16 protein-coding genes are annotated in these 20,283 nt (G+C 65.5%); 15 read left to right on the forward strand and 1 reads right to left on the reverse strand.

Annotated elements, in window-relative coordinates; genetic code table 11:
• Positions 1–430 precede the first annotated feature (430 nt).
• The 11 genes from sucC to RND64_RS05375 all read left to right on the forward strand — a co-directional run bounded on the left by sucC (position 431) and on the right by RND64_RS05375 (position 10,637).
• Positions 431–1,594 carry an ADP-forming succinate--CoA ligase subunit beta gene (gene sucC, locus RND64_RS05325; RefSeq protein WP_049697888.1) on the forward strand — a complete coding sequence of 388 codons (1,164 nt, stop codon included), beginning with the start codon at positions 431–433 and terminating at the stop codon, positions 1,592–1,594.
• Positions 1,595–1,608: 14 nt separating this feature from the next.
• On the forward strand, positions 1,609–2,511 hold the full coding sequence (gene sucD / locus RND64_RS05330; protein WP_005207310.1) for a succinate--CoA ligase subunit alpha: 903 nt from the start codon (positions 1,609–1,611) through the stop codon (positions 2,509–2,511).
• A 95-nt stretch (positions 2,512–2,606) separates the two neighbouring features.
• A complete protein-coding gene (locus RND64_RS05335; protein WP_049697889.1) occupies positions 2,607–2,978 on the forward strand; it encodes a PH domain-containing protein in 372 nt (123 codons plus the stop codon).
• A 179-nt stretch (positions 2,979–3,157) separates the two neighbouring features.
• The gene (locus RND64_RS05340; RefSeq protein WP_270483558.1) at positions 3,158–3,889 is read left to right on the forward strand and encodes a hypothetical protein; all 732 of its coding nucleotides are present in this window, start codon (positions 3,158–3,160) and stop codon (positions 3,887–3,889) included.
• A 151-nt stretch (positions 3,890–4,040) separates the two neighbouring features.
• Positions 4,041–4,466: an RDD family protein gene (locus RND64_RS05345; protein ID WP_414651984.1), complete on the forward strand. Its 426-nt coding sequence runs from the start codon at positions 4,041–4,043 to the stop codon at positions 4,464–4,466.
• A gap of 74 nt (positions 4,467–4,540) precedes the next feature.
• The gene (locus RND64_RS05350) at positions 4,541–6,484 is read left to right on the forward strand and encodes a carboxyl transferase domain-containing protein (protein ID WP_270483223.1); all 1,944 of its coding nucleotides are present in this window, start codon (positions 4,541–4,543) and stop codon (positions 6,482–6,484) included.
• 163 nt (positions 6,485–6,647) lie between these two features.
• Complete coding sequence (locus tag RND64_RS05355; RefSeq protein ID WP_270483221.1) at positions 6,648–7,520, forward strand: MetQ/NlpA family ABC transporter substrate-binding protein; 873 nt, start codon at positions 6,648–6,650, stop codon at positions 7,518–7,520.
• Positions 7,510–8,604, forward strand: a complete 1,095-nt coding sequence (locus RND64_RS05360; protein ID WP_270483219.1) for a methionine ABC transporter ATP-binding protein — start codon at positions 7,510–7,512, stop codon at positions 8,602–8,604. The genes RND64_RS05355 and RND64_RS05360 overlap by 11 nt, the downstream gene beginning before the upstream one ends.
• A 17-nt stretch (positions 8,605–8,621) precedes the next feature.
• On the forward strand, positions 8,622–9,308 hold the full coding sequence (locus RND64_RS05365) for a methionine ABC transporter permease (RefSeq protein WP_082946514.1): 687 nt from the start codon (positions 8,622–8,624) through the stop codon (positions 9,306–9,308).
• 13 nt (positions 9,309–9,321) lie between these two features.
• Positions 9,322–9,942: a nitroreductase family protein gene (locus RND64_RS05370; protein WP_270483217.1), complete on the forward strand. Its 621-nt coding sequence runs from the start codon at positions 9,322–9,324 to the stop codon at positions 9,940–9,942.
• Positions 9,943–9,989: 47 nt separating this feature from the next.
• Positions 9,990–10,637, forward strand: a complete 648-nt coding sequence (locus RND64_RS05375; RefSeq protein ID WP_270483215.1) for a TetR/AcrR family transcriptional regulator — start codon at positions 9,990–9,992, stop codon at positions 10,635–10,637.
• Positions 10,638–10,844: 207 nt separating this feature from the next.
• Here RND64_RS05375 and RND64_RS05380 read toward each other — a convergent pair whose 3' ends face one another.
• The gene (locus RND64_RS05380) at positions 10,845–14,615 is read right to left on the reverse strand and encodes an indolepyruvate ferredoxin oxidoreductase family protein (RefSeq protein ID WP_270483213.1); all 3,771 of its coding nucleotides are present in this window, start codon (positions 14,613–14,615) and stop codon (positions 10,845–10,847) included.
• 351 nt (positions 14,616–14,966) lie between these two features.
• On the opposite strand from RND64_RS05380, the gene RND64_RS05385 reads away from it, so the two are divergent.
• From RND64_RS05385 to RND64_RS05400, 4 genes are read left to right on the forward strand one after another with little or no spacing between them, the layout of a single operon-like run.
• Positions 14,967–16,514 (forward strand): carboxyl transferase domain-containing protein, encoded by a 1,548-nt coding sequence (locus RND64_RS05385; protein ID WP_290724827.1) that lies wholly within the window; start codon positions 14,967–14,969, stop codon positions 16,512–16,514.
• A gap of 34 nt (positions 16,515–16,548) precedes the next feature.
• Positions 16,549–18,612, forward strand: a complete 2,064-nt coding sequence (locus RND64_RS05390) for an acetyl/propionyl/methylcrotonyl-CoA carboxylase subunit alpha (RefSeq protein ID WP_290724685.1) — start codon at positions 16,549–16,551, stop codon at positions 18,610–18,612.
• A complete protein-coding gene (locus RND64_RS05395; protein ID WP_290724687.1) occupies positions 18,612–19,757 on the forward strand; it encodes an acyl-CoA dehydrogenase family protein in 1,146 nt (381 codons plus the stop codon). Before RND64_RS05390 ends, RND64_RS05395 begins: the two co-directional genes overlap by 1 nt.
• The gene (locus RND64_RS05400; protein WP_290724690.1) at positions 19,754–20,263 is read left to right on the forward strand and encodes a MaoC family dehydratase; all 510 of its coding nucleotides are present in this window, start codon (positions 19,754–19,756) and stop codon (positions 20,261–20,263) included. The genes RND64_RS05395 and RND64_RS05400 overlap by 4 nt, the downstream gene beginning before the upstream one ends.
• Positions 20,264–20,283 lie beyond the last annotated feature (20 nt).

A 20,283-nucleotide genomic window follows, 5' to 3' on the forward strand; every position in this document is an offset into this window, starting at 1 on the left:
CGATCTTGTTACCGTTCGTGACCGATTCGTGATCCGTACTGCTCGACTGACGGTAACGAAACGATTGCGGCAAGTCCAACGATCGACCGTAAGAACCCGCCCAAATGTGAGCTGGGTCACGAGTCAAAGCCGTACATGGACCCATCGCAAAGACGGTGTTCTAGATGTCGAACCTCGCCCAAAACCGTTGCGCTACGCCCTTCTTCCCGACTTCGTGCCCGCGTGCGGCGAGCCGAGGGCAGACTCTATACGAGGAGCGTGGTGCGCTGATCGAAGGCCGGTGTCCTGCGATGGGGACACCGACCGAACGAGTGATCTGCCGCACAAGCCACGCAGGCCCCCAACAGGGCTGTGTCCGGCAGGTTTAGAGTCCGATATGGCCCGTGTTACACCCAACATCAGCGGGCACAACGACGAAATGGTGAGCTGAATGGATCTCTTCGAATACCAGGCGAAGGAACTGTTCGCCAAGCATGGGGTTCCCACCACACCCGGTCGGGTCACCGACTCCGCCACCGATGCACGAGCGATCGCCGAGGAAATCGGCAAGCCCGTGATGATCAAGGCGCAGGTCAAGACCGGCGGGCGTGGCAAGGCAGGCGGCGTGAAGTACGCCGCGACCCCTGACGACGCGCAGACCAACGCAGAAAACATCCTGGGCCTCGACATCAAGGGGCACATCGTCAAGAAACTCCTCGTGGCAGAAGCCAGCGACATTGCCGAGGAGTACTACATCTCATTCCTTCTCGATCGCGCCAACCGCACCTACCTGGCGATGTGCTCGGTCGAGGGCGGCATGGAGATCGAAGAAGTCGCAGCGACCAAGCCGGAACGTCTGGCCAAGGTGCCCGTCGACGCCGTCAAGGGTGTCGACATCGCCACCGCGCGATCGATCGCCGAGCAGGGCCACCTGCCCGCTGAGGTGCTCGACGCCGCTGCCGTGACCATCGCCAAGCTGTGGGAGGTCTTCGTCGCAGAAGACGCCACGCTGGTCGAGGTCAACCCGCTGGTCCGCACGCCCGACGACCAGATCCTCGCCCTCGACGGCAAGGTGACACTCGACGAGAACGCCGACTTCCGTCACCCCGACCACGTCGAGTTCGAGGACAAGGACGCCACAGATCCGCTCGAGCAGAAGGCCAAGGAGAACGACCTCAACTACGTCAAGCTCGACGGCCAGGTCGGAATCATCGGCAACGGCGCGGGACTCGTGATGAGCACGCTCGACGTCGTCGCTTACGCGGGTGAGAACCACAACGGCGTCAAGCCTGCCAACTTCCTCGACATCGGCGGCGGCGCGTCGGCCGAGGTCATGGCCGCCGGTCTCGACGTCATCCTCGGAGACGAGCAGGTCAAGAGCGTGTTCGTCAACGTCTTCGGCGGCATCACCGCGTGCGACGCGGTCGCCAACGGCATCGTCGGTGCGCTCAACAAGCTCGGCGACGAGGCCAACAAGCCTCTGGTGGTCCGCCTCGACGGCAACAAGGTCGAAGAAGGCCGCAAGATCCTGGCCGATGCGAATCACCCCCTGGTGACGCTCGCCGAAACGATGGACTCAGGCGCCGACAAGGCTGCCGAACTGGCGAGCAAGTAAGAGGCGGAGAATCAATGTCGATCTTTTTGAACAAGGACAACAAGGTCATCGTCCAGGGCATTACCGGCGGTGAGGGCACCAAGCACACCGCGCTGATGCTCAAGGCGGGCACCAACGTCGTCGGCGGCGTCAACGCGCGCAAGGCCGGAACCACCGTCACCCACAAGGACAAGGACGGCAATGACATCGAGTTGCCGGTCTTCGGATCTGTCGCCGAGGCGATCGAGAAGACCGGTGCCGACACGTCGATCGCGTTCGTGCCGCCGAAGTTCTCGAAGGACGCCATCATCGAGGCGATCGACGCGGAGATCCCGCTGCTCGTCGTCATCACCGAGGGCGTTCCGGTGCAGGACACCGCGTACGCGTGGGCCTACAACGTCGACAAGGGTGCCAAGACCCGCATCATCGGACCGAACTGTCCGGGCATCATCACGCCGGAGGAGTCGTTGGTCGGCATCACGCCCGCCAACATCACCGGCAAGGGCCCGATCGGTCTCGTCTCCAAGTCGGGAACCCTGACCTACCAGATGATGTACGAGCTGCGTGACCTCGGCTTCTCGACCGCCATCGGCATCGGCGGCGACCCGGTCATCGGTACCACGCACATCGACGCCATCGAGGCCTTCGAGAAGGACCCCGACACCAAGGTCATCGTGATGATCGGTGAGATCGGCGGCGACGCCGAGGAGCGTGCGGCCGACTACATCAAGGCCAACGTCTCCAAGCCGGTCGTCGGCTACGTCGCGGGCTTCACCGCCCCCGAGGGCAAGACGATGGGTCACGCCGGCGCGATCGTGTCGGGCAGCTCCGGCACCGCTCAGGCGAAGAAGGAAGCGCTCGAGGCTGCGGGCGTGAAGGTCGGCAAGACGCCGAGCGAGACCGCCAAGCTGGCCCGCGAGCTCTACGAGAATCTGTGATCGCTTAGCTTTCGCATAAACCACAATCGGGTACGACGCCGCAACCGCGGCGTCGTACCCGATGTGTATTTGTCGCCTTATCGATTGGATCCAAATTGGAAACCGCAGCTATCACCGCATGGACATTCGTCAGCGAGTGTCCGATTCCCGGAGATATCGGTCCACTATTGGTGCAAGGTGAGCAACCCTGGGCCGCGTACAAGACGTTCCGAGACTCGGCGATTTTCACCAACAAGCGGTTGATCGTTCGCGATGCTCAGGGACTAACCGGTAAGAAGGTTGAGATCTACTCGCTGCCGTACTCGTCGATCACGATGTGGTCGAGCGAGAACGCCGGGCGCATGCTCGATTTCAACGCTGAGATGGAACTGTGGACCCGGGCCGGGCATATCAAGGTCAAGCTCGGCAAAGGCGTGGATATACGCAAGATTGACCATCTGATCTCCAGCGCGGTGCTCCTCGGCTGACAATCCGCGCATCGCCGACGGCTTTCGTACCGTCTAACGTGCGAAAGCGATGGCAATCGAGGGTTCGGAACCGATCGCATCAGTGTTTCAGGTGCGATAATCAGGCAGTGAACAGTGACGCTCGCGCGCGACAAAATCGTGGCTATGGGACGAGTGTCGACGGCGTATCGCTCGCCGGCATGGTGAAACTCCCGTTCCGCGCCGCGTCGGCGGTGTTCGACGCCGCTGAGCATGTCCCCGTGGCGGGTTCGGTTGTTCGTGACGTGCGACGGTCCGCGCACAACGTGGTCGATTCGGCGAGCGGATTGGCAACGGCGGGTGTGCAGACCGGCATGGGCGCGCTGATCCGCGAGATCGTCGACGTGTTCACGTCCGAGATCGACCTCACCGCGCTGGTGCTCGACAACGTCGACCTCGACAAGATCATCGCGTCGGTCGACATGAACGCGATCGTCGACCTTCTCGACCTCGACGCCATCGTCGCGCGCGTCGATCTCGACGCTGCGGTTGCGCGGGTGGACCTGGACGCGGCCGTCGAGCGGGTGGACCTGGACGCTGCGGTTGCGCGGGTGGATCTGGACGCGGCGGTCGCGCGCGTCGACATAGAGGCGGTCATCGCGACCGTCGACCTGGACGCGATCATCGACACCGTCGACCTCGACCGTGCCGTCTCGCATGTGGACGTCGACGCGGTGATCAATCGCGTCGACCTCATCGGACTCGCCGACGTCATCATCGACGGCGTCGACCTTCCCGGGATCATCCGCGAGGCGAGTACGTCGGTGACCGCGGACGTGATGACCGACGTGCGCAGCACCAGCGAGCGTGCCGACGACGCCGTCGCCGACATGGTCGGTCGACTGCTGCGCCGACGAGTGGTTGCGGAGGTGGAGACACGTGAGCGTGACTGAATCCCAGGCTGATTCGTCCGAGCCCGATTCGTCCCAGCCCGATTCTTCTGAGCCCGAGTCGCACAACGAGTCCGTCGGCAGCAACCCCTTCGACACCGCAGCCGACGAGCACGCAGCCCGCGCAAAGGCCAGGAAGAGCAAGGCCCACGCGGTGCACGACACCTCGAAGACGGCGGGCATCGTGAGTCGTGGAGCGGGTGCGGTGATCGACCTGATCGTCGTGCTGGTCATCATGAGTGCCATCTACCTGGGCGTCGTGATGGCCCGACTGCTCTACAACGTTCACGACTTTTCGATGCCGAGCACCAACGGGTTCTTCACTGTTGGTGCGTTCATCGTCGTGTCGATCGTCTACCTGGCCACGTGTTGGGCGGTGTCGGGCCGCACGCTGGGTAGCGTCGTGATGGGTATTCGGGTGGTGAACCGCAAGGGTGATCGTCTGCGCCCATCCGTAGCTGCGATTCGGGCTGCGATCTGTGTGCTCTTCGCCATCGGATTGCTGTGGGCCGGCGTCGATAGGAAACGACGATCCGTCGCCGACCTGGTGCTGCGGACGCGGGTCGTGTACTCGCGCTGAGGTTCTTCACCCGCCGAGTTTCTTCACCCACCGAGGCGTCGTCGGCGACTAGCGTTGGCGAAGTGGTCGAGCGAATGACGGCAGACGAACTGGTAGCCGCGCTCGTCGATGATGGCACCTGGCGGTCGTGGGACGAGGCGCCCAGCTACGTTGCTCTCGACCTGGACTATGCCGAAGCGTTGGGGCGTGCACGCAAGCGAACCGGCGTCGATGAGTCGGTGATCACCGGGGTCGGAGAGATCTCCGGCGCTCCGATTGTGTTGGTTGTCAGCGAATTCGGATTTCTGGGCGGATCTATCGGGCGTGCGGCAGGCGAACGCGTGGTCGGCGCTGTTCGACGCGCGACACGCGAACGACTACCCGTGCTGGCTCTGCCCGCGTCCGGCGGCACCCGAATGCAGGAGGGCACGGCGGCGTTCCTGCAGATGGCGTCCATCGCCGAGGCGGTAGGAAGTCACCGACGGGCGGGGTTGCCGTACCTCGTGTATCTGCGCAACCCGACCACCGGCGGTGTGTTCGCCTCGTGGGGGTCCATGGGACACATCACCTGGGCCGAACCCGGTGCGCTCATCGGATTCCTGGGACCACGAGTCTACGAAGGCCTGCACCACAAGCCCTTTCCCGACGGCGTGCAGGTGTCGGAGAATCTGGCCGCCCACGGCATCGTCGATGCCATCGTGCCGGTGGACGAACTCGCCGGCCGCGTAGCCCGGGTCGTCGAATTGCTCGCCGAGCCGGTTGACCCGCCGGCGTCACCTCCGGTCGTCGCTCCTTCTCGGTCGGTCGGCGCTCCTTCCCCGCCGGTCGACGCTCCATCTCCGCCGGTCGAGCCGCCACCGCCGCTGGTCGAGCCGCCACCGCCGCCGGTCGACGCTCCTTCTCCGCCGGTCGAGCTTGTCGAGACCTGGGATCGCGTGCTCGCGACGCGCGCTGCGGATCGTCCCGGTCTGCGCGCGTTGCTGCTCGCTTCCGATGCCGCCATGATTCACGACACCGGACCAATTGTCCTGGCGCTGAGCCGTTTCGGGCGAACGACGGCCGTGGTGATCGGGCAGGACAGAACCGTGCAGGCCGACGGTCGGCTGATCGGACCGGCGGATCTGCGGGTCGCGCGGCGGGGCCTGGCGTTGGCAACCGAACTGCGCCTGCCTGTCGTCACGGTGATCGATACACCAGGCGCCGACCTGTCCGTCGACGCCGAGGAGGGTGGCCTCGCGCGTGAGATCGCGCTCTGCCTGGCAGACCTCATCGCTGTCCCGCGGCCGACGGTGTCGGTGTTGCTCGGTGAGGGGGCGGGTGGAGCGGCGCTCGCGTTGTTCCCAGCGGATCGTCGACTTGCCGTGGACGACGCATGGCTGTCGCCGCTGCCGCCGGAGGGGGCGAGCGTGATCGTGCACCGCGATACAGCACACGCACCCGAACTCGCCGCGGCGCAGGGCATCGCGGCCACCGACCTCGCCGAACACGGTGAGATCGACGAGATCGTGCACTGGGGAGCCGACGGTCTCCGCGCGAGCATCGGGCGGGTGTTGGCGGGACTCGTGCCCGATCATGCACGGCGCGTGCGTCATTCGGCCGACCGGGGCGGGCGTCGGACACTCGCCGTCGGCGCGATCGTCCGCGACGTCGACGGGCGCTTTCTCCTCGTGCAACGACTTCGCGATCCCCAGGCAGGCCGGTGGACGGTGCCCGGCGGCAAGGTCGATCCTGTCGACGCTGTCGGCCCCGATGGAATCCGTGACGACGAAGGCACACTCGTCGCCGCGGTGATCCGCGAGATCGCCGAGGAGACCGGACTCGACATCGAGGTCGGCGCCAAGGCGTGGGTGGTCGACATACCCGACGGCAGGGGCGGGACCTTCGAGATCCACGATTTCGTCGCGGTCCCCGTCGGTGGCACTGTGCGCGCAGCCGACGACGCCGCTGCCGCCGGATGGTTCACGGTCGACGAGATGCGGGAACTGCCACTCACCGACGGCTTGCTCGAGCACCTGACAGCGGGTGGGTTCGTCGAGTGAGCCAATTCGGTTCATCGTGAACACAATTCGACGTCGCGTCGAATCCGCAGGTCCGTAGGTTGGGTGATGATCGTGACACCGACGTGTGGTCGGAAGCCCGGTTTGTGGGCATTAGCGTCTTGCAGAGTCAGATCAGTGTCGATTGTGATTCGCGGAGGTCGTCGTGCGGTCGAAAGTTCTCGCCGTCTTGTTGTTGCTCGTGTTCGGTGGGGCGGTGCTGACGGCCTGTGGTGGCGACGACGACTCGTCGAAGGTCAAGATCGGCGTCGCCGACGCGTCCGAGCAATACTGGAATGTGTTCAAGCAGAAGGCTTCTGCGCAGGGCATCGACGTCGAGCTGGTGAACTTCACCGACTACAACCAGCCCAATCCTGCGCTCGCAGAGGGTGAACTCGACCTCAACGAGTTCCAGCACCTGCTCTACCTCGCCACCTACAACGCGAAGAACAAGCAGAACCTGGTGCCGATCGGTGCGACGGCCGTCTACCCGTTGCCGCTGTACTCGACCAAGCACAAGTCGGTGTCGGAGATCCCGCAGGGTGGGCAGGTCGCGATCCCGAATGATCCGACGAACCAGGCGCGTGGACTGCTGGTCCTCGAGCAGGCGGGCCTGATCACCCTCACCAAGCCGGGCAATGCGTTCTCGACCCTCGCCGACATCGACCAGAGCAAGTCAAAGGTGAAGGTCATCGCCGTCGACGCCGGTCAGACTGCGGCCAACCTGGATTCGGTCGACGCCGCGATCGTCAACAACAACTACGCGACGTCGGCAAAGCTGACCAAGGACCAGATCATCGCGTCCGACGATCCCAACTCGCCCGGGGCCAAGCCGTACATCAACGCGTTCGTCGCCCGCAACGACGACAAGGACAACCCGACCTACGCGAAGCTGGTGAAGATCTACCACGACCCCGAGGTGATCGCCGCCGTCAAGCGTTCACTCGGCGACAGCGGTGTGATCAAGGACAATTCGGCTTCCGAGCTCCAACAGACGACGAAGGACCTGCAGGCGTCCGTCAACACCAATGGCTCCTGACGTCGACGCGGCGTCGGACATCGGTTCACCCGCCGGGTCCGACACCGCGATTGACTTCGTCGGCGTCTCAAAGCGTTTTGACAAATCGGGACCGGCAGTTCTCGACGGAATCGATCTGAGTATCCGCTCGGGAGAGATCGTCGGGATCATCGGTCCGTCCGGTGCGGGAAAGTCGACGCTCGCCAGGCTCATCAACGGTCTCGAACGGCCTACCGGCGGGCAGGTATTCGTGCACGGTGCAGAACACAGTCGGGCGTCGGAGCGGGAGCTCAACCGGCTGCGTACCGACATCGGCATGATCTTCCAGCAGTTCAACCTGTTCAACTCGCGGACCGTCGCGGGAAACGTCGACTTCGCACTGAAGGTCGCTCATTTTCCGAAGGCCAAGCGGCGCAGTCGAATCGACGAGCTTCTCGACTTCGTGGGCATCGCCGACAAAGCCGATCAATGGCCGGCGGCGCTCTCGGGCGGACAAAAGCAACGGGTCGGAATCGCGCGAGCGCTCGCCACCTCACCGTCGATTCTCATCGCCGACGAGGCGACGAGCGCGCTCGATCCGCAGACGACGTCGGACACTCTGAAGTTGTTGCGCCGCATCAACTCCGATCTCGGTAGGACGATCGTCGTGATCACCCACGAGATGGATGTCGTTCGTGACGTGTGCGAGTCGGTCGCTGTCCTCGACCGCGGTCGGCTCGTCGACCACGGAGATGTGTACTCCGTCTTCGAGCGTCCCACGTCCGACGTCACACGGGGACTGCTCCGGCATGCCGTTGCGGGGGTTCCGGACGCCGACGCACTGGCGACCTTGCGTGCCCGGCACCCCGGACTGCTCGCGACAGTGTCGGTACGCGACGACGGTGCCGCTCGCGGTCACCAAGATGCCACCTTCGACCTACCCGCGGCCGTCGCGGAGCGCGGCGCACGATCGACGGTGATCGCGGGCGGTATCAGCGACATCGCGGGCCGGCCGTTCGGCGCATTGACCTACGAGATCACCGGCGGCGCAACGTCGGTCGACGCTGCGCGTGCGCAACTGGTGCGCATCGACGGCGTCGTCGTACACGAGGAGACACAGCAGTGACCGCCGCCCAGACGTTCGTGCTCGCCGACGGCGAGAGCTTCACGCGGGTCTTCGGGCCGGAGCTGCGACCGTTGTTGATCCAATCCATCTGGGAAACCTTCGAACTCGTCGGCGTGACGCTGCTGATCGGAGGTTTGCTGGGGCTGGTCATCGGAGTGATCCTGTACGCGACGAGTCCCGGAAATCTCTGGTCCAACGCGTGGATCTTCAACGGGTTCAACGTCGTTGTGAATATCGTCCGTCCGATCCCGTTCATCATTTTCATCACCGCGATCGCCCCGCTCACCAAAGCTGTGATGGGCACGCGCATCGGTACCGAGGCGGCGATCTTCCCGATGACGCTGATGGCGATGGTGGTCATCGGGCGCGTCGTCGAACAGAGTCTTGTGTCGGTTGACCCGGGCGTGGTCGAAGCGGCACGGGCGTCGGGTGCCAGTCGGCTGCGTACGTTGCTGACCGTCGTGGTTCCCGAGGGCTTCGCGCCGCTGGTCCTCGGATACACGTTCATCTTTGTCGCCATCGTCGACATGTCGGCGATGGCCGGGTACGTCGGCGGTGGCGGTCTCGGCGATTTCGCCTTCCAGTACGGCTATCAGCAGTTCGACTGGAAGCTGACCGTCGTGGTGATCGCCCTGCTGGTCATCCTGGTGCAAGCGGGCCAGTACTTTGGGAACTGGCTGGCACGCCGCGCACGGCACAGATGACCCGAGGAGCACGATGACCGACCTTCTGCCGCTGAACCCCGACGAGTTGTTGACGACGACCCGTTCGGTTCGCAAGCGCCTCGACCTGGAGCGACCTGTTCCGATCGAGGTCGTCCGTGAAGCGCTCGAGGTTGCGATTCAGGCCCCGACGGGGTCGAACGCGCAGGGCTGGCATTGGATCGTCATCACCGACGCCGACCTCAAGCGCAAGGTGGCCGATTACTACGCCCGCTCGTTCGCCGACTACTCGGCGCAGCGCACATTGTCGACCGAGTCTGCCCGCCGCGTCGCCGCCAGCGCCCAGTACCTTGCCGACGTGATGGGCGAGGTGCCCGTGTTGATATTGGGTGCGATCAAAACGGGAGCTGACCTGCCGACGGGCAACCAGGCCGGGGTGTGGGGGTCGTTGCTTCCGGGGGCTTGGAATCTGATGCTCGCCCTGCGCGCACGCGGGTTGGGTTCGGCGTGGACCACCTTGCACCTCGTGTACGAGCAAGACGTGGCCGACCTGCTCGGGATTCCCGACGGCGTGCACCAGGGAGTGCTGCTGCCTGTCGCCTACACGCAGGGCACCGACTTCACCCCGGCACAACGCAAGCCGCTCGACGACGTCCTACACATCAACGGTTGGTGAATTAACGGCGCGAGCACCGCCGTACCGGCGGTAGATTCGATGACACCATGACGCCAGCAGACCCCGTTGAGACCGCGACGCTCGCCGCGTCTGTCACGCCGCCCCTCACCAAGCGTGGCGAGGCGAAAGCCGCTCGACGTCGAGAAATGCTCGACGCCGCCGCCCGGCAAATGGCCGCACGGGGATTCGCGGGCGTACGCCTCGAGGACATCGGCGGCGCGGTCGGCGTGAGTGGTCCCGCGATGTATCGGCACTTCGCGTCGAAGACCGACCTGCTCGATCAGATGCTGCTCGACATCAGCCGCCGACTCCGCGACGGCGGTGCCGAGGTCGTCGACCGCGGCCTCGCGCCAGCGGAGACCCTCGAGGCGCTGATCCACTTCCACATCGACGTGCTCGTCACCAAGCCGGACCTGATCGTCGTGCAGGATCGCGACCTGCACAACCTGACACCCGAGGCCAACCACGAGGTGCGCTCGCTGCAGCGCCGATACGTCGAGCAGTGGGTCGACGTGCTGCTCGCGCTGATGACCGAACGCGGAGTGACCCTCGCGCGGCCGGAAGCCCGCGTCCGCGTGCACGCGATGTTCGGCCTGCTCAACTCGTCGCCGCGACTGCCTTCACTCGACAGCGCCCGCCTCCGGACCGTGCTCACCGCCATGGCCACCGCCGCGCTGGAGTGCGCGGGGGACTGACGGGGGCTTCGGGGCGTCGGGCCGTGCAGAAACTAGGGGAAGGGTTCTTTTCTCGGGTTGTGTGCGTTTCCGGGGGTTGTTTCGCGGGGAGGGGTCGGAGCCACGGGGAAGAGTTCGGCCGGCCCGGTGCGGGGTGGTCGGAGTGCTACGCAGAAAGTGGGGGAAGAACCCTTCCCCCACTTTCCGCGCGCCCAGTCTGGACGGCCGTCAGATCCCGAGCTCGGCGCGGCGGCGTGCGACCTCGGCGCGATACCGTGCGACGTTGTCCATCTTGATCTGCTCGTAGCCGCGGACCATGTCGGGCAGGGCCGCCAACTCGGCCAGCGCCGACAGACGTCCCGGATCGTGAGCGCCCGGATCGGTAGACCCTGAGCCGACGGCGCCGAGGATCGCGTCGACGAGTTCCCGATACTCGACGATGAGCTCGCGCTCGGTGCGTCGAATCTCGGTGTAGCCGAACGGATCGAGGCGCGTGCCGCGCAGCCGCTTCATCTTCGCGAGACCGGCGAGCATCGGGGCCGTCCGCGCACCGAACGACATCTTTTCCTTGCGGCCCAATGCGCGCAGCAGCGGGGGATGCAGTCGCACAGCGACTTTGGCGTCATCGCCGTACTCGCCGGTGATCTGCGCGGCGAAGGTCGGATCGGCGGTGAGGCGCGCCACCTCGTACTCGTCCTTGTACGCCATGAGCTTGTACAGGTTGCGTGCCACCGCGTCGACGAGTTCGGGGCTGCCCGATTCACGCGACACACGGTCGACGACGTCCAGATACTCAGCGGCATAACGCTCGTCGGCGTAGGCGACCAGTTCGTCGACGCGGATGCCGACGCTATGGGCGAGGTCGTCGAGGTGTAGTCGCGCCACCTGCTCACGCGCATACGAACTCGGCTCCACCGCAACCGATTCGACGCCGGTCAGCTCTCGCGACACGGCATCCGGATCCGCGATCACCTGACGACCACGCCGGAACGCCTGCAGGTTTGCCGACACCGCAACGCCGTTGAGCTCGACGGCGCGCTCGATCGACTCTGCCGAGATCGGCAGTGCTCCGGTCTGATACGCCGCGCCGACCATCAGCATGTTGGCGAACTGCTCGTCGTCGAACAACTCCGTCGCGAGCGCGCCCGCGTCCAGGTATGCGGCTCGTGCGACACGCGCGTCGATCGAATCGTGGACGGCGGTGTCGGCGGGGAAGCCGACCGAGGTGTCGATGACCATGGCGCCGGTGGGAATCCGGGTCGTCGACACCACCGCGACGGTCCGATCCGGCGCGGTGACCTTGAGGTTCACCGGGTCGGTGCCGACCAGGGAATCGCACGCGAGGTACAGGTCGCACGTGTCGGCCGCGGCCTTGGCGGCCTGCTCGAGGGGGCGGGGGAGGTGGTCTCGACAAGCTCGACCAGCGGTATCGGCTCGACCAGCGGGATCGGCTCGACCAGCGGTGGGGTGGTCTCGACAAGCTCGACCATCGGTCGAATCAGCTCGACCATCGTTCGGGGTTCGACCAGCGGGACCAGCGGCGTCGGCGGAGTGCAGCGCAGAGACCTTGATGTCGCTGACCACGGCGCCGCCCTTTTGGGCGAGGCCGGTCATGTCGACCGTGCGGGCAGCGTGACCGTCCAAAAACGCTGCGGTGGCGAGGATCTGGGAGACGGTGACGACGCCGGTCCCGCCGATGCCCGTGATGCGCATCGTGAAGTCGGTGTCGGCGGTGACGGGTCGAGTGGTCGGGGGAGTGGGGACGGCGGCGGCGTCGATCTCGGTTGCACGCCGCGTCGCGGGTGTGTGGCCCGGCGTGACGGTGACGAACGACGGACAATCGCCCTTCAGGCACGAGAAGTCGAGGTTGCACGAGCTCTGGTCGATGCGTGTCTTGCGGCCGAACTCGGTCGAGACCGGGTGCACCGAAAGGCAATTGGACTTCTCGCCGCAGTCGCCGCAGCCCTCGCAGATGCGTTCGTTGATCACGACGCGCTGTGTGGGAGTTGGCATCTGGCCGCGCTTGCGCTTGCGGCGCTTCTCCGCGGCACAGTGCTGATCGTGGATGAGGACGGTGACGCCGGGGATCTCGGCGAGTTCGCGCTGGACGTCGGCGAGGTCGCCGCGATCACGCACCACGACGCCGTCGGCGAGGTCGGCGGAACGTGTGCGCGACGGGTCGTCGGAGGTGACGACGATGCGCGACACCCCTTCTGCGGCAAGCAGTCGCGTCAACTGGGCGAGGCTGAACTCGCCGACGGGGTCTTGTCCGCCTGTCATCGCGACGGTGCCGTTGTAGAGCAGCTTGTAGGTGATGTTCTCGCCCGAGGCGACCGCAGCGCGGAGGGCGAGAGATCCCGAATGTGTGAACGTGCCGTCGCCGATGTTCTGCACGAAGTGGTCCGCGGGTACGAACGGTGCCATGCCGAGCCACTGCGCGCCCTCGCCGCCCATCTGGGTGACCCCGGCGATGTCGCCGACCTGATCCGGATCCATCAGCAACACCATTGCGTGACAGCCGATTCCGCCGCCGACGAGCGTGCCGGGGCTCACCTTGGTCGAGCTGTTGTGCGGGCAGCCCGAACAGAAATACGGCGTGCGCACGGCGAGGGGAAGGTCGATCCGGGTACTCGACCGGCGCGCGTTGTGCTCGTCGAGCCATGCCTGCGCGGCGTCGAGGTGATGGTGTCTTGCCAGGCGTGTCGCCAGGCCGAGAGTGACTGCGTCGACGTCGAGTTCGCCGAAACGCGAGAACAATGTGGAACCGTCCTCGTGGACCTTTCCGACGATGCGCGGGGCGCGCGGATGGCGATACAGCATGTCGCGCATCATGGTTTCGATGAAGTCGCGCTTCTCCTCGACGACGATCACCTCGTCGAGGCGACCGGCGGCGGTGTCGGTGATGAAGCGTTCGAGGATCTCGCGGTCGAGCGGGTAGACCATGCCGAGTTTGAGGATGCGAATACCGGCTCGTTGCAGATCGGCATCGTCGAGTCCCATGAGCCGCAACGTATTCCGGAGGTCGAGGTAGGTCTTTCCCGCGGCGACCAGTCCGATCCTGTCGTCGCCACTGCGTACCGCGATGCGGTTGATGCCGTTGTGTCGTGCATATGCCAGCGCGCGGGGGATGCGAGTCGTCAACTGATTCTGTTCGAGTTCCATGAGATTGGCGCCGAGCAGTTTGCCGCTGGGTACGTGCGGGCTGCGCCCCAGATCGCCGTAGACGGGCACCACTCGATCGGGATGCACCACCGCCGTCGACGACCCGTCTGCCACGTGTGCGGAGATCTTGAGCGAGGTCCACAGGCCGCTGACCCGGCTCATGACCGCGGCGTGCACGCCGAGGTCGAGGATGTCTTGGGAATCGGCCGGGTAGAGCGTCGGGATGTAGAGGTCGGCGAGCGCCATCTCCGACGTGCAGGGGACGGTCGAACTCTTGGCTGCGGGATCGTCGCCGACGAGCGCTACGGCACCGCCGTCGGGATGCGTGCCGATGAGGTTGGCGTGGCGTATGGCGTCGGATGCGCGGTCGAGGCCGGGCGCCTTGCCGTACCAGTAGCCGACGATGCCGTTGCGCTGCTGGCCGTCGTCGTCGGCCGCGAGCGGGCCGAGTGTCGGGGCGAGTTGCGATCCCATGACCGACGTCGCGGCGAGTTCTTCGTTGAGACCTGGGCGGTGCACCACGTCGAAGGGTGCAAGGAGCGACTGGCGTCGCATGAGTTCGAGGTCGAAGCCTGCGAGCGGCGAGCCTTCGTAGCCGGAGATGAACGACGCCGTGCGCAGATTCTGTCTCCGGTCGACGCGGGCGCGGTCGGCGATCATCCGGACGAGCGCTGTGATCCCGCCGAGGAAGATCGGACCTTCTTCGCGGGTGTATCGGTCGTCGAGTGTGAAATCGGTGGGGCGTGTCGTCGCACGCCCTCCTGCCTGCGTCGATGCTGAATTCTTCGCGGTTGCGTCGCGCCGGAATCGGTCGGCTCGATCATCTGCGAGGGTCACGGGTTCACCTGGCCTTCGTGGTGTGTCGGCGTCGGCACGGGGTGCGGCCGACGACGTGTGGGCTGGGTCCGGGGGTGGTGGACCTCATCACCCACAGTACGAAATTGCGTGACGCCCGTCACGTCAGGGACAACAATGACAAGTAGATGACAGCCGCGCCGCGATCCGCTAGAGTCGCTTTCAGTTAATTGCAGCTAACTGAAAGCGCGTGGCTGCACGCATTCCAGCCAAGCGAAAGGTCTGCCTGTGACGAGGGTGGTCTCGACAAGCTCGACCAGCGGTAAGGGCTCGACCAGCGATGCAAGCTCGACCGGCGGGAAGGGCTCGACCAACGGCTCGACGGCCCGGGAGGTGCACGAGGCCAACGTCGCGACGCTGAGGGAGCGGCTTGCGCGGGTCGCGGTCGGCGGCGGCGAGCGGGCTCGGGAGCGGCACATCTCGCGCGGCAAGCTGCTTCCGCGCGATCGCGTCGACGGCTTGCTCGACGTCGGGTCGCCGTTCCTCGAGGTCGGATCGCTCGCGGCGTTCGGGATGTACGACGACAAGGCGCCGTCGGCGGGCGTGATCGCCGGCGTCGGACGGGTGGCCGGGCGCGAGTGCATGATCGTCGCCAACGACGCCACGGTGTCGGGTGGCACCTACTACCCGATGACGGTCAAGAAGCATCTGCGCGCGCAGGAGATCGCCGCAGCCAATCGGTTGCCCTGTATCTACCTCGTCGATTCCGGTGGCGCGATGCTCCTGGCGCAGGACGAGGTCTTCCCCGACCGCGAACACTTCGGACGCATCTTCTACAACCAGGCGACGATGAGCGCGGCGGGTATCCCGCAGATCGCGGCGGTGCTGGGATCGTCTACGGCGGGCGGCGCCTACGTGCCCGCGATGAGCGACGAGACCGTCATCGTCCGCAATCAGGGCACCATCTTCCTCGCGGGGCCCCCGCTGGTGAAGGCCGCGACGGGCGAGGACGTCAGCGCGGAGGACCTCGGCGGCGGTGCCATGCACTCGTCGGTCTCCGGGGTCACCGACCACCTCGTCGACAACGATCAGCAGGCGCTGGCCAAGGTCCGCGAGATCATCGCGACCCTCGGGCCGCGCGAGCAACCACAGTGGGACACGATCGCCCCGCGTGAACCCGCGCGCAGCCAGACCGATATCTACGACGTCGTGCCCACCGATGCGCGTACTCCGTACGACGTTCGACAGGTCATCGAGATCATCAGCGATGCAGGCGAATTCACCGCGTTCAAGGCGAACTACGGCACGACGCTGGTCACCGCGTTCGCGCACGTGCACGGCCACCCCGTCGGCTTCGTCGCCAACAATGGTGTGCTGTTCAGCGAATCGGCGCTCAAGGGAGCGCACTTCATCGAACTGTGCGACCAGCGTCGAATTCCGTTGGTGTTCTTGCAGAACATCACCGGATTCATGGTCGGGCGTGCGTACGAGGAAGGCGGTATCGCCAAGAACGGCGCCAAGATGGTCAATGCCGTTGCGTGCGCGCGCGTTCCGAAGTTCACCGTGATGATCGGCGGTTCGTTCGGGGCGGGCAACTACTCGATGTGTGGCCGGGCCTACTCGCCGCGGTTCCTGTGGTCGTGGCCCAACGCGCGCATCTCCGTGATGGGCGGACCACAGGCCGCTGACACCCTTGCGACGGTGCGCCGCAACCAGATCGAACGATCCGGGAAGGAGTGGTCGGCCGACGACGAGGAGGCGTTCAAGACGCCGATCCGCGAGCAATTCGACGAACAGTCCGACGCGTACTATTCGACGGCGCGCCTGTGGGACGACGGCATCGTCGATCCGGCACACACCCGCACGTTGCTCGGGCTCGCGCTCGAAACCGCCCGTTACGCACCGCTGGCCGATCAGCGCTACGGCGTCTTCCGGATGTGACCGACCGATGCGACACGAGATGGATGAGAACGTCATGACGACACCGACAGCCCGCCCGATCCGCAGCGTGCTCGTGGCCAACCGAGGCGAGATCGCGTGCCGCGTCATCGAGACATTGCGCCGCATGGGGATTCGGAGCATCGCCGTCTACTCGGACGCCGATGCCGACGCTCTGCATGTGCGGATGGCCGACGTGGCAGTACGACTCGGGCCTGCGTCCGCCGCACGCAGCTACCTCGATATCGACGCGGTGGTGCGCGCGGCGCAGCAGACCGGCGCCGACGCGGTGCACCCCGGCTACGGATTCCTCTCGGAGAACCAGAAATTCGCGGCCGCGCTCGACGCCGCGGGGATTGTCTTCATCGGACCTCCGGCGGACGCGATCGCGACGATGGGCGACAAGATCACCGCGCGCGCCGCCGTCGTCGAACGCGACGTCCCGGTGGTGCCCGGCCTGTCACGGCCGGGGCTGACCGACGAGGATCTGATCGCGGCTGCGCCCGAGATCGGATTCCCGGTCCTGATCAAGCCGAGCGCCGGTGGCGGCGGCAAGGGTATGCATCGCGTCGAGAACGCCGACGAACTCCCGGCGGCGCTCCAGCGTGCACGACGAGAGGCCGGATCGGCATTCGGCGACGACTCGTTGTTCCTCGAGCACTTCGTCGACACCCCCCGCCATATCGAGGTGCAGGTCCTAGCCGACCAGTACGGCAACGTGATTCATCTCGGCGAGCGCGAGTGCTCGCTGCAGCGTCGACACCAGAAGGTCATCGAGGAGGCACCCTCGGCGCTCCTCGACGAGGCGACGCGCGCACGTATCGGTGAGGCTGCCTGCGACGCCGCACGCAGCGTCGGCTACACCGGAGCGGGCACAGTCGAATTCATCGTCTCGGCCAAGCGTCCCGATCAGTTCTTCTTCATGGAGATGAACACGCGGCTGCAGGTCGAGCATCCCGTCACCGAGCTCGTCACCGGAGTCGACCTCGTCGAGCAGCAGATCCGGGTTGCGCGCGGTGAGAAGCTCGCGCTCACCCAGTCCGACATCGTCTTGGCGGGCCACGCGATCGAGGCGCGGGTGTACGCAGAAGATCCGGCACGAGGATTCCTGCCGACCGGCGGCACGATCGTCGCGCTCGAACAGCCGGGTGGACACGGAGAGAATGCCGAATACAGCGGCATCCGTGTCGATTCCGCGATGTTCGAGGGCATGGTCGTCGGCAGTGATTACGACCCGATGCTGGCCAAGGTCATCGCGTACGGCAGCGATCGCGACGAGGCGATCGAACGCCTCGACCAGGCACTCGCGCACACCAGAGTGCTAGGTGTGGTGACCAACATCGACTTCTGTCGCTTCGTGTTGGCGCAGGACCGCGTACGCGACGCCGAACTCGACACCGAACTGCTCGACAGGCTCGTCGTCGACTACGCTGCGCCGCAACCGGTTCCGGAAGCGCTGGTGCTCCTGGGGGCTGCCCGCACCGGGTTTCGGCAGCCCGGCGACGTCTGGAATACCGAAGTCGGTTGGCGCATCGGCGCACCCGCACCGGTGGTGACCCGCATCGTCGACGGCGACAACAGGCACTGGACGGTCTCGTTCTGTGTCGACGCCGCCACCGACGATATTCTGCGTGGACGTGCGACGGTCTCCGGCGACGACGTCGATTCCTGGGAAGCCGACGTCGAGTACCGTCGAATCGACCAGGGCGGCAACGGAGATCACGTCGACCGCTTGATCGTCGACGGCGTCAGTCAATCGTGGTCTCACTCCGAGATCGACGGATCGTGGTGGGTCGCGGGTCCCACGGGATCGTGGACTCTTGAACTCGCGCGACCGATCCTCGACGAGGCCGCAGACGAGAAGGCCGGAGAGATCACCTCGCCCATGCCCGGGACCATCGTTGCCGTATCGGTCGACGACGGCGACGCCGTCGAGGCAGGCGTACCCGTGATCGTCGTCGAGGCGATGAAGATGGAGCACACGTTGACGGCGCCGACTGCAGGCGTCGTTGCGCTCGCGGCACAGGTCGGCGACAAGGTCGCGGCCGGTCAGACACTCGCACACGTAACCGACGAGAACTCGATGGAGCAGGCCAACTGATGGAATTGACACAGGACTACACCGACCTGATCGACACCGTGCGCGACTTCGCGCAGTCGGTGGTGGCACCGGTCGCTGCGAAACACGATGCGGAACACAGCTTTCCGTACGAGGTTGTCTCGCAGATGGGAAAGATGGGCCTCTTCGGGCTTCCGTTCTCCGAAGAGTACGGCGGCATGGGTGGCGACTACTTCGCACTGTCGCTCGCCCTCGAGGAACTCGGCAAGGTCGACCAGTCGGTCGCGATCACGCTCGAGGCGGGTGTGTCGCTGGGAGCGATGCCCATCTACAAGTTCGGCACCGAGGAGCAGAAGCAGCGCTACCTGCCCGACCTGACATCCGGTGTCGCGCTGGCTGGATTCGGCCTCACCGAGCCGGGAGCCGGCTCCGATGCCGGGGCAACCGCCACAACGGCGCGCGACGACGGCGACACGTGGATCATCAACGGCGCCAAGCAGTTCATCACCAACTCCGGCACCGACATCACGTCGCTGGTGACGGTGACCGCGGTGACCGGTGTCAAAGACAGTGGGCGCAAGGAGATCTCGACCATCATCGTGCCGTCGGACACGGTCGGGTTCACCGCGGAGCCGGCCTATAACAAGGTCGGCTGGAACGCTTCCGACACCCATCCGCTGACCTTCACCGACGCGCGGGTACCGACCGAGAATCTGCTCGGAGAGCGCGGCCGCGGTTACGCGAACTTCCTGTCCATCCTCGACGAAGGGCGCATCGCCATCGCGGCACTCGCAACGGGCGTGGCGCAGGGGTGCGTCGACGAGAGCGTGAAGTACGCCAAGGAGCGGCAGTCCTTCGGTCAGCCCATCGGCAACTACCAATCGGTGTCGTTCGCAATCGCCCGCATGGAGGCGCGAGCACACGTCGCCCGCACCGCGTACTACGACGCCGCGGCGAAGATGTTGGCGGGCAAGCCCTTCAAGAAGGAGGCGTCGATCGCCAAGATGATCGCCAGTGAAGCCGCGATGGACAACGCGCGGATGGCCACACAGATCCACGGCGGCTACGGGTTCATGAACGAGTACCCGGTGGCACGCCACTACCGGGACTCGAAGATCCTCGAGATCGGGGAGGGCACCACCGAGGTGCAACTCATGCTCATCGCACGAGAGCTGGGGTTCTCATGAGTGATGGCACGCAATCGCCCACATCGACGGCTCGCAGGGTGATACAACGCGGATTGTGGTTCGAGGAGTTCGTCGAGGGCACGGTGTACGAGCACCGGCCGGGACGGACCGTGACCGAGGCCGACAACGTGCTGTTCACCACGCTCACCATGAACACCCAGGCACTGCATCTCGACGCCGCGTGGTCGGCCCAGCAACCCGGCTTCGGCGGTCAGCGACTCATCAATTCGATGTTCACGCTGTCGACGATCGTCGGATTGTCGGTGTCGCAACTGACCCAGGGGACGCTCGTCGCAAACCTGGGTTTCAGCGAGGTCTCCTTTCCCGCACCGTTGTTCGCGGGCGACACGCTGTACGCGGAGACGGAGTGCACCGGCATCCGCGAATCGCGGTCGCGGCCTGGCGAAGGGGTTGTCAACCTGCTCCACGTCGGTCGCAATCAGGACGGGGTGGTTGTCGCCCGAGCCGCGAGGGCCACACTGGTACGGAAGCGACCCGACGACTGACACCGCCGGAGACAACTCCG

The sequence above is a fragment of the Gordonia sp. w5E2 genome, assembly GCF_036540975.1.
Lineage (GTDB): Bacteria > Actinomycetota > Actinomycetes > Mycobacteriales > Mycobacteriaceae > Gordonia > Gordonia jacobaea.